Source organism: Winogradskyella rapida, from assembly GCF_042675845.1.
Classification (GTDB): Bacteria; Bacteroidota; Bacteroidia; order Flavobacteriales; family Flavobacteriaceae; genus Winogradskyella; species Winogradskyella rapida.
This window is the reverse complement of record NZ_JBHTKM010000063.1, coordinates 1252414-1270046: the sequence shown is the minus strand read 5'-3', so window position 1 is coordinate 1270046 and position 17633 is coordinate 1252414. Positions and strand designations below refer to the sequence as shown.

Annotated in this window: 12 protein-coding genes; all 12 read left to right on the top strand. The window is 36.9% G+C overall.

Features of this window, described 5'->3' with window-relative positions; genetic code table 11:
- Positions 1-31: 31 nt before the first annotated feature.
- The 12 genes from ACFQ13_RS12800 (at position 32) to ACFQ13_RS12745 (ending at position 17608) form a co-directional block, all read left to right on the top strand.
- Entirely contained in the window at positions 32-871 is an 840-nt protein-coding gene (locus ACFQ13_RS12800; RefSeq protein ID WP_386117938.1) for a universal stress protein, read from the top strand.
- A gap of 12 nt (positions 872-883) precedes the next feature.
- The gene (locus ACFQ13_RS12795; protein ID WP_386117936.1) at positions 884-1270 is read left to right on the top strand and encodes a hypothetical protein; all 387 of its coding nucleotides are present in this window, start codon (positions 884-886) and stop codon (positions 1268-1270) included.
- Positions 1271-1573: 303 nt separating this feature from the next.
- The gene (locus tag ACFQ13_RS12790; protein WP_386117934.1) at positions 1574-2497 is read left to right on the top strand and encodes a polysaccharide lyase family 7 protein; all 924 of its coding nucleotides are present in this window, start codon (positions 1574-1576) and stop codon (positions 2495-2497) included.
- Between the two features lie 11 nt (positions 2498-2508).
- Entirely contained in the window at positions 2509-4815 is a 2307-nt protein-coding gene (locus tag ACFQ13_RS12785; RefSeq protein ID WP_386117932.1) for a chondroitinase-B domain-containing protein, read from the top strand.
- Positions 4816-4819: 4 nt separating this feature from the next.
- Positions 4820-7045, top strand: a complete 2226-nt coding sequence (locus ACFQ13_RS12780) for a heparinase II/III family protein (RefSeq protein WP_386117929.1) — start codon at positions 4820-4822, stop codon at positions 7043-7045.
- 37 nt (positions 7046-7082) lie between these two features.
- Entirely contained in the window at positions 7083-9356 is a 2274-nt protein-coding gene (locus ACFQ13_RS12775) for an alginate lyase family protein (protein ID WP_386117927.1), read from the top strand.
- Between the two features lie 32 nt (positions 9357-9388).
- A complete protein-coding gene (locus tag ACFQ13_RS12770) occupies positions 9389-9736 on the top strand; it encodes a cupin domain-containing protein (RefSeq protein ID WP_386117926.1) in 348 nt (115 codons plus the stop codon).
- Positions 9737-9963: 227 nt separating this feature from the next.
- On the top strand, positions 9964-13086 hold the full coding sequence (locus tag ACFQ13_RS12765) for a SusC/RagA family TonB-linked outer membrane protein (RefSeq protein WP_386117924.1): 3123 nt from the start codon (positions 9964-9966) through the stop codon (positions 13084-13086).
- Between the two features lie 30 nt (positions 13087-13116).
- Positions 13117-14553: a RagB/SusD family nutrient uptake outer membrane protein gene (locus ACFQ13_RS12760; RefSeq protein WP_386117922.1), complete on the top strand. Its 1437-nt coding sequence runs from the start codon at positions 13117-13119 to the stop codon at positions 14551-14553.
- Between the two features lie 26 nt (positions 14554-14579).
- Positions 14580-15458 (top strand): PKD domain-containing protein, encoded by an 879-nt coding sequence (locus tag ACFQ13_RS12755; RefSeq protein WP_386117920.1) that lies wholly within the window; start codon positions 14580-14582, stop codon positions 15456-15458.
- Positions 15459-15578: 120 nt separating this feature from the next.
- Positions 15579-16280 (top strand): FadR/GntR family transcriptional regulator, encoded by a 702-nt coding sequence (locus tag ACFQ13_RS12750; RefSeq protein WP_386117918.1) that lies wholly within the window; start codon positions 15579-15581, stop codon positions 16278-16280.
- Positions 16281-16294: 14 nt separating this feature from the next.
- On the top strand, positions 16295-17608 hold the full coding sequence (locus ACFQ13_RS12745) for an MFS transporter (RefSeq protein WP_386117916.1): 1314 nt from the start codon (positions 16295-16297) through the stop codon (positions 17606-17608).
- Positions 17609-17633 lie beyond the last annotated feature (25 nt).

The window sequence follows — 17633 nt, the reverse complement described above, 5'->3', positions numbered from 1 at the left end:
TAGATTTGTGGTGACTAATAAAAGTTACGCGATGAATATTTTATTACCTACAGATTTTTCCGAAAATTCTTTAAACGCCATTTCGTATGCGATAGATTTTTACAAAGCCGTAAAATGTAATTTTTACCTCCTAAATGTCTGTCTTATGGATAGCTTTATGGCTGGGGATAGTAGTACCACACCGACGGCTAGTCAAATTGAAGAGTTGTATGTTAAACCCTCTAAGCAACGCTTAGCAAATGTGTTAAGTACACTTAATGACGAAGGAAAAATTAACGAGAATCATCACTTTTTTACCCTAACCGAATATGGTTTCTTTTTAGAATCTATTAGAAAACAGGTTTTAGAGCAGAAAATAGATGTGTTGGTAATGGGGACCAAAGGAGCGTCTGGTCTTAAGCAATATATAGTAGGGAGTAATACCGGTGATGTTATAACAAAAGTTAAGTGTACCACCTTAGTGGTTCCAGAGGCTGCCACCTACAAGCCGCTTAAAGAAATTGCCTTTCCTTCAGATTTTAATATGTCTTATAATTTGCCAACCCTAGAGCCACTATCTGAAATTTTAAAAGCATCCAATGCCAATTTACGTATGGTGCATGTTCATAAAAAGGATATAGAATTAAGCGTAGAACAATTAAATAATATTGATATTTTTAAGACCTATTTTGATGCCTATAATCCTAGTTTTGATTATATTGAGAATAGAAATGTAGAAGATGCCATTCAATCCTTTGTAGAAACTAAGGCTATTGATATGATGGTTATGGTGGCAAAAAATTTAAATTATTTTCAAAGCATCTTATTTCATTCTAAAGTAGAAAAAATCAGTTACCACACGGATATTCCGTTCCTGGTACTTCATGAATAAAACCCTTGCCTTATGGATACGTCAATTTTTTTAGCAAAGTTTTGGGGATGGTATCTTATCATTTTCTTCTTGATATTGAGTTTAAATCCGAAGCGCATAAAACAGATTTTTAATGATCTTAAAGATGAAAAATTCCTCATCTTATTTTCATTTATAGCCATTATTATTGGGTTATTAAACACCTTATTTCACAACATTTGGGAGCCTAACTACAAGCTTATTGTCACCTTAATTGGTTGGTTAGCGTTGTTTCTTGGTTTAGCCCTGTTTATGTTTCCGAAGCGTACGCTAAAGTGGTTGGTGTTATTTAATATTAAAATGGTACAAGTTATCTATACCTTGTTATTTTTTGTTGGCTTGTTTTTACTTAATGAAGTGTATCATATTGTGCCGGTATAAAAGTGTAATGCACTTGATAAAACGGGCCCCCAAATAAGATTAGCCGTCTGATGTCGTTCATTAGCATCTCAAGAATTTTAGATTTACAGAAAACGAACATTTTAACGTTTGTAAAAAGGACCGTAGAGTTTTACCGTCATCATAGCGTTTACGGGCTGTTTAACGCGGGTAAGGCTTGTGTTTATTTGTAAAATTAACTATATTGTATACAGAATTACCCTAATAACTTTTTTTAATTGAAAAATTATTATATTTTTGGTTAACCAATCTGGTTAACCAATTTCTTTTTATATCCATGATAACATGAAGTTCAAATTTGTATACGCGCTCTTTTTCCTCGCTATCCTTGCGTACAATTGCACAAGTGATGAGGGTGATGCAGAAGATTCTGCACCCACAACAGTGGTGGACCCAAGCGACGATGAGGACGATGATATTACAGATGAAAACTTTGCCGATATAAATTTTTCAAATTGGAAACTGACCTTACCCGTAGATGCCGATAATAACGGGAGTCCAGATGAGTACCAACCTTCCGCACTCGTTGATGGTTTATACAGAACCAACGCCGCTATTCAACCTTTTATGTATGACGATGTTGATGATCAGGCCATAGAATTCTACACCTTACCAGGGGTTTCTACCACTAACAGTTCTTATTCTAGAACCGAATTAAGAGAGTTAATAAATCCATCGACCTCTAGAGAAAATTGGTCACTACAAGAAGGCGGAATCCTAGAAGGGCGCTTAAAAGTGGTTGATATTTCAGAAGATCAGGAAACGAGTCGAACTTATCACCGTACCATCGTTATGCAAATTCATGGTATTATTTCTATAGAAGATATGGAGACACATGGATTTAGTTCTAATAACGGGCCACCTTTAATTAAAATAACCTGGATTGATGGCGATTTGTGGTGTTATAAAAAATCTTTAATTGATGAAAATACCTCTGGAGATGCTCTCTTAGAAACCTCAAGTGCCACTTGGACTGATGAAAAAATCAATATGGGGTATGTTGGTTTTGAGCCTTTCGATTTTAAGATCATAGCGTCAGAGGCACGATTAGAAGTGCAACTTAATACGAATACGCCTGTAGTTTATGAAGATGTAAGCCTAGAAAAATGGCCTTACGAGAATTATTTCAAAGCTGGAAATTATCTGAGCTCTACCGCAGATAATGCTTTTTCCAAAGTAAAATATTACGAACTAAATGTTACCCACTAATGATAAACAATATGAAGAACTATCTATTAATTTTCAGTCTGTTTTTACTAACCTTCGCTTGTGAAGAGTCTGCTGTCGTTGTTGAAAAGACAACCATTGCAGATGCACAAACCTTAAAGGAAGCTATTGAAAAAGCGCAACCGGGTGATGAGTTAATTTTAAAAAACGGCGTTTATAAGGATATTCAAATAAAATTTAAAGCACAAGGTGAAGAAGGAAAGCCTATTACCTTAAAGGCAGAAACGCCAGGGGAAGTGTTTATAGAAGGCGCTTCTAATTTACAACTTGGTGGCGATTATCTTGTGGTTGAAGGTTTACACTTTAGAAACGGTTATACACCGTCTCGTCAGGTTATTCGTTTTAAAGTGAGTGATGATGCGGTAGCAAATCATTCAAAAGTGACTAATTGTGTTATTGAAAATTTTACGCAGCCCGATCGCGATGTTAAAGACCATTGGATAGAATTATGGGGAAGACATAATGAAGTCAGCCATAATTACATTACCGGAAAATCCAATTACGGTCCAACCGTTATGGTCATGTTAAAGGGTAATGAACACATTAGAAACTTTCACCAAATTGTTAATAACCATTTTGGGCCACGTCCTAGAAAAGGAGGGCCACATGGAGAAACCATGCAAATTGGAGATAGCGGAACTTCGATGACGCCATCACATACCAATGTTGAAAATAATTTGTTTGAGCGTTGTAATGGAGAGGTAGAGATTATCTCTAGCAAGTCTAACTATAACGTCTTTAAGAATAATGTATTTTTTGAGAGTGAAGGCTCTCTTGTGCTTAGACATGGAAACTACGCCACTATAGATGGAAATATTTTTATAGGAAATGATAATTCTAAATTTATCGGTGGTATTCGAGTGATAAACACCGGGCATTGGATTACCAATAACTACTTCTATAAGTTGAAAGGTGAAACGTTTAGAGCGCCTTTAGCGGTTATGAACGGTATTCCAAAATCACCACAAAACCGTTATAATCAAGTTACGGATGCTGTTATTGCTTACAATTCTTTTGTAGACTGTAAAACACCGTTTCACTTTAGTGTGGGGTCTAACGTAAGTCAGAGTGAGGTGCTTCCTAAATCAGAAATTCGTTCAGCAAGACCAACAAGAACCATAGTGGCTAATAATGTGTTATATAATGAAACGCCTTTCGATTTTCCTATTGAAAATTACGATGAGGTTGATGGAGTTTTATTTAAGAACAATTATAGCAATAGTGCTAATAAAAGTAAAGTTCAACCTGAAGGACTTATCACTAGCAGCATGCAAGTTGAAAAAATTACAGAGGCTTTAAAAGTGGCGAAAGTAAACTCAAGTGACATCTACAAAGGGTTTGATTTTGAAACCATAAAGACCGATATTTTTGGAACCGAAAGAACTCCAGAAAACAATACTGTAGGAGCGATTATTAATGCTACAAACCATAAAGAATTATACGATACGTCTAATTATGGAACAACGTGGTATAATGGCGAAAAAATTGAAGCCGTTACGAAAACGATTGCGGTTAGTAATGCAGCAGAATTAAGTCAAGCTTTTGCTGCTGCCAATGCTGGAGATACCATTCGTCTTAATCCTGGGGTGTACGACATTACAGAAGCACTGCCGGTAACTAAAAATATTACGGTTACGTCTGCAGACAAAGCAAATAAAGCTCAATTACAATTTACATCTAAAGCATCGGCCTTTACTTTAAATCCTAATGGCGTATTGCATATGGAAGATGTGAGTCTCAAAGGAGATCATACGCAAGCGGCGTTTAAAACCTTAGATAAAAACATGAGAAGCGCTTATGGGCTTTGGCTAAACAATACTGAGATTAGTAATTTTAGTGAGGTTTTAGAAGTGTCTAAAGGGTCTTTTGCCGATACAATTTCTGTAAAAAATTCAATTATTAAAGATTGTGCAAGAGGGATTCAACTTCATAAGGAAACCAATGATAAAGGCGATTATAATAGTGAATTTGTCTATGTAGAGAACAATAGCTTTACAAATGTTAAAGCCAATGTGCTAAATTATTATCGTGGAGGCTATGACGAGTCTACAATTGGAGGAAACCTTGTGTTTAAAGGAAATACAGTGACGCAATCGGGGCAGGATGATGACGAAAATATATTAATTAAAACAAGAGGTATTGTTAATGTAGAATTTGCAGACAATACGTTTAAAAACAATCCGGTAAAATTTACCGCCATACTTTGGGGAGAAAAGGGCCAAAAGCCAGAAAATAATATTGTGCAAAACTCTGGTAAAATTGAAGTGGTTCAGAATTTAAAATTGAAGTTAGTCTATTAATTACATGAACCACTTTATAGCCTTTTTACTTGGTCTTATATGTTGTGCTCCTCTAGGAGCTCAAGGTATCCCGTCGGGTCGTGTCTTAACGGTAAATGAGTTAAGCCATTACATTACGGATGAGGCAAAAGAGGCTATGGAACACAATGATGAGGTAACAGTAGCGCAACTCGCGTTGTATTTTAGAAGGGCCTTTAAAACACGTTATTTTTTTAATTGGGAAACGGTAGACCAACGGTTTCAGGATTATCAAAAACGCTATCCAACATTAGAAGCACATCATGCTGCTCGGGCAGCAACACACCGAAGTATATTTCCGGCTCAGGCGCAATGGAAATTACCATACAAGGGCTTAAATGGCGAAGCTGTTAATGCTTATGCCTTACGTCATTTGGCAAGACAGCATAAAATGGTTGATATTGGGTATTCGTATTTTTATAATGCAAAAGAGCCTTCTTCTATAGCGTATTTTACAACCCAACTCGCGTCTTTAAATACGGCCTTTGCTAATGGCGATTATGAAAAACTTGAGGATGGAAACGGGGTCTATGAGGCCTTCCGATCGGGTTATAGAATATTAAATTGGTTGCATTTGCACAACCTGTTTTTAGGTGAAAAAGCATATTCCGACGAAGCGCAATTACAAACCATAGCAACATTATTACAGCATGCTCAGCATTTGTATGAGCATAATAAAACCTTTAAATCAGGAAATCACCAAACCCGCGGGCTATCGGCTTTAGCTATGGTGGCTATTTTACTTAAAGATTTTAAGGACGCAGACCAATGGTATCAGCATGCTATGAGCCTTTTAGGGGAACACCTAGAGAAAGAGATTAATGTAGATGGGTTTCAGTTTGAACGCACTATTCATTACCATATCAGTGATATCGGTAATTATTTCTATGTCTATCAGTTGGCTAAAAAAAATAAGTTAAACATTGAGGCCACTTGGGAAAATAAATTGAAATCCATGTTTTTAACCTTGGCTAAAATCGCTTTTCCAGATCAATCAGCACCCGTGTTATCTGATGATACTGATACACCATGGGCAGAAAAGAATGATATTTCTGGCGCTATGACTTTAGGTTACCTCTTATTTGAAGCCCCTGAAATGGGTTATTTTTCAACCTCAGATCTCAGTCCAAAGTTTTATTGGAATGTTAGTGCCTCACAACTTCTTAAGTTAGAAAATATTCAGAAAAAAACGCCAACCTACGCCTCTTTAGCGTTTCCAGATACGGGTTACTATGTAATGCGAGAAGGTTGGGAGTCTCAGGACCACATGCTTGTTATTTCAGCAGGTTTAGATGAAAAGAAACCCGATCACCAACATGGTGATATGTTGGGAATCCAAGCTATGGCTAACGGACAGGTTGTGCTACCGAATTATCAGGTACGGTACAGTTTAGACGATTTAGAACTGTTTAAAAACTCTCTGACAAAAAATGTAGCCTTAGTCGATGACGAATTACAGGGGAAAGCGTATACCTCTAATAAAGGTGGAAGTGGCTTCGGAAAATTTAAAAGTTTACCACAACCGGAAGTAACGGTTTTTAAAACCGGACCAGAATTGGAACTGTTTGTAGGCCGTCATAATGGTTTTGAAGCTATCGGAGTAGATTATAGCCGACAAGTTTTAAATGTTGAAAATGCCTTTTGGATTGTAAAAGATAATTTTAAATCTGAAGAAGCGCATACATACAAACAAATTTGGCAAGGGCATTATAGTTTAGAAGAGCGTCCTAATTTACTGCGGTCTAGTTTTGAAAATGGATCGGGATTAGATATCTACCAACTGCATCCGATTGATACGGTAAGTACCGATGGTGCGCGTGGAAAAACGTGGGCCATTGCTGCAAAAACGCAGCAAAATAATTTCCAGTTTATTACGGTTGTATTTCCGTTTAAAACGTATGATGCTCGTATAGATGAAACAGCAACAATACAAGAGTTTCAAGGTTGGCAACTCAATGCTTCAAAATGGAAAATGACAGGAGCGCAACCACTTTCTTTATCTAAAAATTCACAATCTATTTTTTTCAACATAAAACAACTGCAACGCGGAGATACCACAATAACGTTTAACAGGCACTCTGATGTGTGGCTAAACGATAAAAACGAACTTAAAATGATGCCGTTACACGATAAGGAGATGACGGTAACTATAACGCAATTAGGAACCTCTAAAACCCAAACGTACAATGTAGAGACCAACAACATGAACTAATAAACTGCTCTAAACTAAATAAACTCTAAGTTAAATAATGAAAACAATCTCTAAACTCATACCGCTTTTATTACTGATTTTTATGTCTTGTAAAGAAGAAGAAAAAACGACAGAGGTGTCAGAATCTGAAACCTCAAAATCGCATCCTAATTTAATTTTAACCCAAGAAAGTGTGGCTGAGATTAAGGCGCACCTCGGAAGTATTCCGGTTTTCGATGCAACACTGGCTAAAGTTCAGGAAGAAGTCGATTTGGCCATCGCAGAAGGTATCGATGTTCCTATTCCAAAAGATATGGCTGGGGGATATACCCATACCCAACATAAAGCCAATTACGACCATATGCAAAAAGCAGGCGTGCTTTTTCAATTGCTAGGCGATGAAAAATATGCTATTTATATTAGAGATATGCTGTTAGAATACGCGGCACTTTTCCCAACCTTAGGGCGTCACCCACAAGAGCGTTCGTACTCTAGAGGTAAGTTTTTCTGGCAGTGTCTTAACGATTCTAATTGGTTAGTTTATACCAGTCAGGCTTACGATTGTATTTACGATTGGCTTCCAAAAGAACAAACCGATCATTTAAACCGTACTTTGTTTAGACCTTATGCCGATTTCCTATCGGTAGAAACGCCTAAGTTTTTTAACCGTGTGCACAACCATAGTACATGGGGAAATGTGGCTGTTGGGATGATTGGCTTAGTCATGGATGATGATGAATTATTAGACAGAGCTTTATACGGTTTAGAAGACGATAATATAGACCCTAACGAGTTAGATGACGATGGTGGAGTTATTAAAGATAAAGATGGTAAGGCGGGATTTTTTGCCAATTTAGACAGTCCGTTTTCTCCGGACGGATTTTACACAGAAGGGCCGTATTACCAACGTTACGCCATGTATCCGTTTATGATTTTTGCGGAAGCGCTTCACAATAAAAAACCAGAGTTAAAGATTTTTGAATATAAGGAAGGGGTTTTATTAAAAGCCGTGGACGCCTTACTTAATTTAACCGATGCTGATGGTGAATTTTTCCCGCTAAACGATGGACAGAAAGGGATGTCGTATTACACAGCCTCTTTAGTTTCGGCTGTAGATATCGCTTATTACTACGGTTCTCAAAAACCAGAATTATTATCGGTTGCTAAGGCACAAAATAAGGTGCAGTTAGATGCTGCCGGATTGGCGGTGGCTATCGGATTAAAAGAAGGTAAAGAAGAGCCTTTTATTAAAAAATCTATGGAACTTACAGATGGGCGTAATGGCGATGAAGGCGCTGTTGGTATCTTAAGACACCAGGATGATGATGCGGCAATGACTTTAGTGATGAAGTATACCGGGCAAGGTTTAAGCCATGGTCACTACGATAAGTTATCCTTTTCATTATACGAAGATGGAGAAGAGGTGCTTCAAGATTACGGATTATCTCGTTTTGTAAATATCGAACAGAAAAATGGTGGTGGGTATTTAAAAGAAAATAAAACCTTTGCCAAGCATACCATTGCTCATAATACGGTAATTCAAGATGAAACATCGCATTTTGATTACGATTTTGTTACCGGAAGTCGTCACCATTCAGACCGTTATGTTTTTGATGCGTCTAATCCACAAATTCAAATTATGGGGGCAAAAGAACACAATGCCTACCCAAATACAAGTTTTCATAGAACTATGGTTATGGTGAAGGATTCTACCTTAGCGAAACCTTATATTATTGATGTATTTAAAGTGCTTTCAAATACGGCACATCAATACGATTTACCGTATTATTATTTCGGGCAAATTGTTTCTACAAGTTTTAAAACTGAAGCGCTAAAAGCTTTAGAGCCGTTAGGAACTAAAAACGGTTATCAACACCTGTGGAAAGAAGCAGAAAGTACGGCCAATGCAGATCACATTCAATTTACATGGTTAAATAATCAAATTTTTTATAGTATTACCTCGGCAACCCAGGCTAAAGATAAAGTGCTTTTAGCGCGCACAGGCGCCAATGATCCGGAGTTTAATTTACGTCGCGATCCGGCAATGATCTTAAGAAAAGAGAATACCGCATCAGCCGTATTTGCATCGGTTATAGAACCACATGGGGCTTACAATGCGGTGAGTGAAACTGCAGATAATGCCTATAGTCAATTTGAATCTGTGACTGTTGTTTTAGATGAAGAAGCCTATACGGCAATCGTCTTAAAAATGACTTCTGGTGCTTCTAAATTATTAATTTTATCTAATTTAGATCCCAATAAAGAAACCGAACACAACTTAAAAATCGGAGCTAATAACTACCAATGGACGGGTGCTTATTATTTCCAATAAATTAAAATCACACAAATAAAAATTACACAATTATGAAATCATTTGGATCAAGTAAAGAGTTCTTATTAGACGAAAACCAAGAATGGGAAGTCTTAGGAGGCGGTATAAAGAGAAAGATTATGGGTTATGATGATAAAATCATGCTCGTAAAGGTACATTTTGAAGAAGGTGCTATTGGATATGAGCACGAACATCATCATTCTCAAGCAACCTATGCTATTGATGGGGAATGGGAATTTACCATTGGTGGTGTAACAAAAACTGTTAAAGATGGGGATTCAGTTTATATCCCACCTCACGTACTTCATGGAGCTAAATGTACTAAGGCAGGAATCTTAATTGATGTCTTTAGTCCAATCCGTGAGGACTTTATGGAATAAAGGTATAACTCTGTTAGAAGTAAAATTTTAACAGAGTTTCTTTTACGAAAACGTTGTATTTAACAATATTTTATATATATTTGGTTAACCAATCTGGTTAACCAATTTTTTTTGTGCTTGTTTTTATAGAATTAGAACTAATTCTAAGAGCAACATCTAGTAAAAAAGAGGTTCAATACCAGATGGCCACTTGAACTAAATAACTCTAAATTAAGCAACAATTCATTATGAAATTAAAAATTAAATCAACCTTGATTATTTTTGTTTTAATGTGCTTTTCGCTAAACGCACAAGAAGCAATGTCTATTAAGGGTCAGGTTATTTCTACTACCGATGGTATGCCAGTTCCTGGTGTAAACATTGTTGTCGTAGGAACAACTAAAGGGACCACTACAGATTTTGATGGATATTATCAACTTAATGCCCAAAAAGGAGATATCCTTCAATTCTCTTACCTTGGTTTTGCGACCCAATTAATAACCGTTAAAGAGCAAACAACGATCGATGTGTCATTAGTGGAAGATGCTAGTGCTTTAGAGGAAATTGTTGTGATTGGTTACGGAACCCAAAAGAAAAGTCATACTACAGGATCCATATCTAAAGTTGTTAATGACGATTTAGGTCAGATAGCGGTATCGCGTGTAGATGATGCCTTAGTAGGGCAGGTTTCAGGGGTGAATATACAAGCTACTGACGGAGAAGCTGGTGCTGCGCCAACCATTACCATTCGTGGTGTAGGATCTATGGCGGGTGATTCAACACCTTTAATTGTTGTTGATGGTGTGATTGTAGATTCCGATTTCTTAGGCTCTTTAAATATGAATGATGTAGAGTCTTTTGAAATTCTTAAGGATGCTGCATCTGCCGCAATTTATGGTTCTAAAGGATCTAATGGTATCATTATGATTACCATGAAATCGGGTATAGAAGGAAAAACGAGAGTGACTTACAGTACGTATACCGGATTTAAGGAAGCTAGAAAAAGTGAAGCTTACGGAACAACAACTCAAGAATGGGCCGATATGCAAATGGAAAGAAACGGAGAGATTTCTGTTTTTACACAAGCCCAATTACAAACTGGTACAGACCGCTCTTGGCAAGATGTATTCTTTGATGGTGGAACCATTTCAAGCCACGCCTTATCATTTAGAGGTGGAAATAAGGATACTAAATATAGTGCAAGTTTAAACTATTCTGATGATGAAGGGGTGTTACTTCTAGACAACTACTCTAAGTATGGTGCACGATTAAAAGTGGATAATAAAATTAGTGATAAAGTGTCTATAGGGGTTAACTTATCACCTTCTTATACGGAACGTAAGCGTTTTTCTGAGTCGGTACATAACGTGGCAAGACACCAACCTTGGTTGCCAATCTATCATACAGAAGAAACCTTACAACACGTAGATCTTAATGATTTTTCTGGTCTTGAAGTTGGAGATTACGTAAGACAAAATCACTTTACGATTTTTGATTTAGATGGTGATGGTGAAATTAACGATGTACTTCAGAACATTGGGAATAGTACCAACCAAAATCCATATGCAAGAGTTACAGAACGTAACCGAATGGATAAGAAATTTAAAATGTTTGGTAGCGTTAACGCAAAGTATAAAATTATTGATGGTTTAAGCTTTACCACAACCTTATCAGGATCTATTCAAGATACAAAGCGTACCGATTACTTAGGGACTCTAGCTAGAGAGCAAACAAGTGATGCTTACATGGTAGAGACCAACCAAAAAGAACAGTATTACATTTTTGATAACTTCATAAACTATAATACAAGCTTCGGAAAACATGAGTTAGGGATTACCCTTGGTAACTCTATAGAAACAAGAGATTATTTCTTCTCTACCATAAAAGGTATCGGGTATGAAAATGACATCGTGCAACAGATCTCTGGAGCCACCAATATTGTCGCTTCTGAAACTTTCGGGATGGAATGGCAAAAACGAGGAATCTCTTACATCTCTAGATTTACTTATGCTTATGATGATAAATACTTAATGTCTTTAAGTATGCGTCGTGATGGAAGTTCAATTTTTGGTAGCGATTATAAATACGGTAATTTCGTTGCAGCTTCTGCAGGTTGGAATATCGCCAAAGAGAATTTCTTAAAAGACAGTAATATTATTTCTACTCTTAAATTAAGAGCAAGTTATGGGGTTACCGGTAATGACCGTTTAAATACAGGAAGTGTTAATCCAGATGCGCAAGGAAGCTCTTCGGTATTAAGTTCAGATAATGTATTACAAGATTATTATCCGCACTTATCATTATTAGACTTAACGTCTTACGTTGTAGATGGCTCTTTATCTACAGGATATTCGCCTTTAAACATTGCAAACCCAGAGTTAAAATGGGAGCGTTTAATTGAAATCAACCCAGGGATCGATTTCGGATTTTTAAATAATAAAATTACAGGATCTGTAGATTGGTACCAAAGAACAAGTGATCAATTATTATTGAACAACCCAGTATCTTCTACAACTGGTTTTAATACCGCCTTAGTTAACTTAGGAGAGGTTAAAAATCAGGGTTTTGAGTTCGAATTAAGAACAAGAAACATTAACAAAAGAAACTTTACATGGCAGTCTACATTGATTGCAACCACCAACGAGAATACCTTAGTTAATTTTGCCGATTCTAACGGACAAATTACAAGTATAGATCCAAGTCGTCCAGCAGAATGGATTAACCAAGAAGGACAGCCTATTTCATCATTCTACGGTTATGTTGTAGAATCTGAAGTGCCTATTGAGTATAGAGATCGTCCTTACAGACATGTAGGTGCAGAGTTTGGATGGGTAAAAGTAAAAGATTTAAATGGTGATGGTGTTTTAGATGATGATGATAAAACCATTTTAGGTAATCCTTACCCAGAATTAATTTGGAGTTTATCTAACGATTTTACCATTGGTAATTTAGACTTCTCTTTTATGTTCCAAGGATCTCACGGCGCTGAGGTAAGAAATATTGGTGATCACTATTTATTTAGCCATAACAACAACAGAACCTTAAACGATGCTGCCGCAGAAGCCGGGTACGAAACGGAATTCTTAGTGGACAAATACTTAACCAATAGTATGATTCAAGATGCGTCTTACATCGCCTTAAGAAACGTAAATATTGGGTATAGCTTTCCAACAGAATTACTAGAAAAATTAGGGTTCTCTAAGTTAAGAGTGTACGCTTCAGGACAAAACTTATTGTATAGAACAGCAGATGGCTATACAGGATGGAACCCAGAAGCCTTAGATAAAACAAGTCCTACGCAATACGGATACCAAAGAGGAGGTTCTCCAATTTACAGAACAATTTCTTTAGGATTAGACGTAGACTTTTAATAAACAAATAATTACTTAATACAACATATTATGAAATTTATAAAATATATAGCTGTCGTAGTCGTAGGTGTTTTAGCGACGTCTTGCAGCGATTTTCTTGAGCCAGAACCAAGTTCAGCAATCACATCAGAAAATTATTATTCTACTTTAGATGAGTTAGAAACAGCGCTTGTAGGAGCTTATGATGCTATTCAAGGGGAAGGAAATTACGATAAGGATGCTAATCATGGAGTGCAGTATGAATTTTACATTACTGAAATGCGTAGTGGAAATACAGCGACTAAAATTGCCGATCCAGACGATTTCTCAGATTCAGGACAATTTGAAGCCTTTAATGTACTTCCAACAAACGGTATTGTAGCCAATTATTATTCAAGTTTCTACCAAGTGATTTTTAGAGCCAATGTGGTTTTAGAAAACTTATCTAACGTCGATGGCGATACTTCTGCAATTGAAGCGGAAGCTAAGTTCATTAGAGCTTATGCTTATTTTAATTTGGTAAGATTATTTGGTGATATTCCTTTAGTAGACCATGTTTTAAGTCCTTCTGAAACAGATACACAATTTATAAGAGTTGATAAAAACTTAGTGTACGATTTAATTGTGACCGATTTACAAACGGCCGTAGCAGGTTTAGATAATACCTATAAAACAAGAGCTTCTAAAGCCGCAGCTCAAGGACTATTGGCAAAAGTGTACTTGTCTTTAGAAGAGCCAGATTATGTAAATGCACAGTTATTGTGTGAAGAGATTATTAACAGCGGAAACTTTAGCTTGGTAGATTACTACGATGTGTTTTATGACGAGTTAAATTCTGAAATTATCTTTGCTATTGGTTTTGAACCTGTAAATGACAGCCAAACCTTTTCTGCACAATGGATGAACCAAGTTGGTGTATCTAGCGGATTAAACTACGCCACCTATGATTTAGTTGATGATCTTAATGAATTTGGAGGCGAAAGAACGCAATATTCTTACAGACAAGATCCTTTACACCTTACTTCAGTACGTTATCAGTGTGCTAAATATTTTCCTAATGGCGAAGATGGTGGGACCACAAACCCACACCAGTTTGATACCAACCCAGAGTTAGCCGGAAACGACTGGATCGTGCTTCGTTATGCGGATATTTTATTACTCCATGTTGAAGCTATCATGGCCGGATCAGACCAAACTAGTGCTACGGCGGCCTTAGCTTCTTTTCAACAAGTAAGAGATAGAGCAGGTTTAACAGATCCTGTAACGGAAATTACCGTAGATGATTTATTATTAGAACGTCGTGTAGAGTTGGCTTTTGAAAACCATAGATTATTCGATTTAATCCGATTAGGAAAAGCACAATCGGTATTATCAGCATATTCAGATCTTAACGGATTTGGTTTTACCTCTTCAGATTTGGTATTACCAATGCCGCAAAATGAAGTGAATTTAAGTGACGGCTTAATGACGCAAAATCCAGGATACTAATTAGTAGGAACTAAAAACATTAAACAATGAAAAATAGATATAACATAAGAACCTATGTATCACAAAAGCTCATGGCAGCGTTACTTGTTGTAACTTGTGCAATGGCTACAGCTTGTGATCCTTCAATTGATGCTCTGGCTTTCGATTTGCCAGATGCCAATTCTCAAGACGATAAAACACCACCTACCGCGTTATTTACCGTGTCTGAAGGTGATGATTTTCTAAGTTTCACCTTTGCTAATGAGTCTGTAAGTGCTACGAGTTATTTTTGGGACTATGGTGATGGAAACACCGCTACAAGCTTAGATGGTATGAATACTTACCCTGATGAAGGGACTTATACTGTAACCTTAACCGCTACAGATGATTTAGGAGTGTCTAGCACATATTCTGAAGAGGTTGTGGTCGTAGAACCAGAAATTCCACCAACATCAATTCCAGTAATCTTAGAAGCTAGTTTCGATAATGGTAATGATAGTAGAGATCCATGGCGAAATTCAGACTTAGGAGGAGTTATTCAAATTACCTCTTCAAACGGATATCATGAAGGTTCTTATGGGGCAAAATTACCAACTTCAGGAGACCGTATTGGATATCAATTAATCGGAGAATTTACACCAAATAAAACCTATCAATTAAACTTTAAATATGCTTTTAGAGATCAAATTGAAGCGGCAAACGGAAGTTTAAATGTTGCCATGGTGCAACCAATGGACGATTTAAGTCAGTTTGATGATAATGCAATGGGAATGATCACCTTTACAGAAGATGTAGCAGGGGCAGGAGCCTTAGTGAGTGGGTCTTTAGTCTTCAATTCTGGAGCCAATACCGCTTTAGCTATCTTCTTCTTTAATGCAGATGATGAGGCTTATATAGATTCTTTTGAAATTATAGCCTTAGAGTAAAAATTAACTTTTAATAGCAAGCTTAAAAATTAACCATTCAAAACAATTATGAATTAATAGTAATAAGAATAACTGTCTTATTTTTGGGCAGAAAACTTAACCGTTATTACAACACATCATATGAAAGTGGATACGACAGCAAAATCGGAAAATACAAAAGGAATAAATGAGATTATCTCTAGTATAGGAGAACTAATCAATGTGAAAAACCTAGAACCAGGAGATAAATTGCCATCAGAGCGCATGCTGTCCGAGAAGTTTAAAGTGTCTAGAGGCGTTGTCAGAGATGCTATTCAGAAAATGGAGTTGTACGGACTATTAATTTCTAAGCCGCAGAGTGGAACCTTTGTAGCTAATATCGGGGTGACAGCCATGAATGGTATGATTGAGGATATTTTAAGATTGGAAGACCAAGATTTTAAAGCCTTAGTCGAAACTCGAATTTTATTAGAATTAAAAACTGTAAGATTAGCAGCGATAAGAAGAACTAAAGAGGATTTAGACAATATGATGTCGGCTTTAACAGCCTATTCAGAAAAAGTCACTAACGGAGAAAATGCCGTAGAAGAAGACCTTTTATTTCATTTGGCCATTGCAAAAGCGAGCGGTAATGCAACTATCAATAACTTTATGTTAATGATTACGCCTGAGATTATTACAAATTTTGAAACCTATCATGTTTGTGGTAAGAGCAGAGCCTTAATTGGTATTGAAGAGCACCAAGCTATTTATGATGCCATTAAGCAACAAAACCCGCAATTAGCAAAACAAAAAATGAAAGATCACTTTAGTGAATTGTATCAATACTGTTATAATATTTAATATAAAAAGAAATTATGCAAATAAGTAAAAAGATTAAAGGCTTACGCTGGTGGGTAGTCACGTTGATTGCTCTAGCCACAATCATTAACTACATAGACAGACAGTCGTTAAGTGTACTTTGGCCACAAATTGCCGATGAAATTTATCCCGGTCATACACCAGATGAGCATAAATCCATCTATGCCCTTATTTCCATAATTTTTGTGTTTTCATACGCTTTTGGTCAGGCGATCTTCGGAAAAATATTTGACTGGGTCGGAACACGTATTGGGTTCACCCTTTCTATCGGAGTGTGGTCTGTAGCAACCGCTTTACATGCTTTAGCACAAGGAATCTTAAGTTTCGGGATCTTCCGCGCTATTTTAGGGATCGCTGAAGCCGGAAACTGGCCTGGAGCCACCAAAGGTAACGCCGAGTGGTTTCCAACAAAACAAAGGGCTTTAGCGCAAGGAATTTTTAATTCTGGAGCTGCCATAGGAGGGATTATATCCATTCCGTTAATTGCCTTTTTAACCATTTATTTCGATTGGAAAGCAATTTTCATCATCATTGGTCTTACCGGTTTACTTTGGTTAGTGCCTTGGTTAATTTTAGTAAAAGCACCACCAAAGGAGCACCCTTGGATTACAGATGAAGAAAGAGAATATATCTTAACCGGACAAAGAAATGAAGATTTTGATGGTGACGGTGAACCTGATCAAGAGTACAACCCGGATACCGGAAAACTCTTAAAGCACAAACAAAGTTGGGGTGTTATTTTAGCCTCCGCTGCTATTGATCCAATTTGGTGGTTGTTTGTATTCTGGATTCCTATTTACTTACATGAAGTGTATGGTATGGATGTTAAGAGTATCGGACTTTACGGATGGGTTCCTTACGTAGGAGCAATGTTTGGCGCTTGGTTTGGTGGTTTATTAGCACAAAACCGATTAAAAGCAGGATGGAATGTAGATAAAACCCGTAAAATGGTGATCACTTTAGGTTGTGTTTTAATGCTTCCGGCATTAATTGCAATGTCTAACCCAGGAGGACCAACACAAGCGGTACTAATTATGGCGGTGATTTTATTTGGTTTCCAAACGGCTATTGGAAATGTTCAAACTTTACCAAGTGATTTATTCAGTGGTAAAACGGTAGGAACCTTAGCTGGATTTTCTGGAATGGCAGCCAAATTAACGGCGGCAGGTTTAACCTATTTAGTGCCTTGGCTAACCAGTGGAGGAAATTATTCACCAGCCTTTATTATTGGTGCTGCATTAGCTGTAATAACACTTGCTAGTGTATGGATTTTATGTCCAAATATTGCCCCAGTAAAACCTAAAAATTAATAAGAATAAACATAATAATAGAATA

Excerpts from the sequence above, each read along its gene's own strand:
- ACFQ13_RS12780 (WP_386117929.1), top strand. The coding sequence starts at position 4,820 with ATGAACCACTTTATAGCCTTTTTACTTGGTCTTATATGTTGTGCTCCT.
- ACFQ13_RS12795 (WP_386117936.1), top strand. The coding sequence starts at position 884 with ATGGATACGTCAATTTTTTTAGCAAAGTTTTGGGGATGGTATCTTATC.
- ACFQ13_RS12770 (WP_386117926.1), top strand. The coding sequence starts at position 9,389 with ATGAAATCATTTGGATCAAGTAAAGAGTTCTTATTAGACGAAAACCAA.
- ACFQ13_RS12790 (WP_386117934.1), top strand. The coding sequence starts at position 1,574 with ATGAAGTTCAAATTTGTATACGCGCTCTTTTTCCTCGCTATCCTTGCG.
- ACFQ13_RS12765 (WP_386117924.1), top strand. The coding sequence starts at position 9,964 with ATGAAATTAAAAATTAAATCAACCTTGATTATTTTTGTTTTAATGTGC.
- ACFQ13_RS12800 (WP_386117938.1), top strand. The coding sequence starts at position 32 with ATGAATATTTTATTACCTACAGATTTTTCCGAAAATTCTTTAAACGCC.
- ACFQ13_RS12750 (WP_386117918.1), top strand. The coding sequence starts at position 15,579 with ATGAAAGTGGATACGACAGCAAAATCGGAAAATACAAAAGGAATAAAT.
- ACFQ13_RS12755 (WP_386117920.1), top strand. The coding sequence starts at position 14,580 with ATGAAAAATAGATATAACATAAGAACCTATGTATCACAAAAGCTCATG.
- ACFQ13_RS12775 (WP_386117927.1), top strand. The coding sequence starts at position 7,083 with ATGAAAACAATCTCTAAACTCATACCGCTTTTATTACTGATTTTTATG.
- ACFQ13_RS12760 (WP_386117922.1), top strand. The coding sequence starts at position 13,117 with ATGAAATTTATAAAATATATAGCTGTCGTAGTCGTAGGTGTTTTAGCG.
- ACFQ13_RS12785 (WP_386117932.1), top strand. The coding sequence starts at position 2,509 with ATGAAGAACTATCTATTAATTTTCAGTCTGTTTTTACTAACCTTCGCT.
- ACFQ13_RS12745 (WP_386117916.1), top strand. The coding sequence starts at position 16,295 with ATGCAAATAAGTAAAAAGATTAAAGGCTTACGCTGGTGGGTAGTCACG.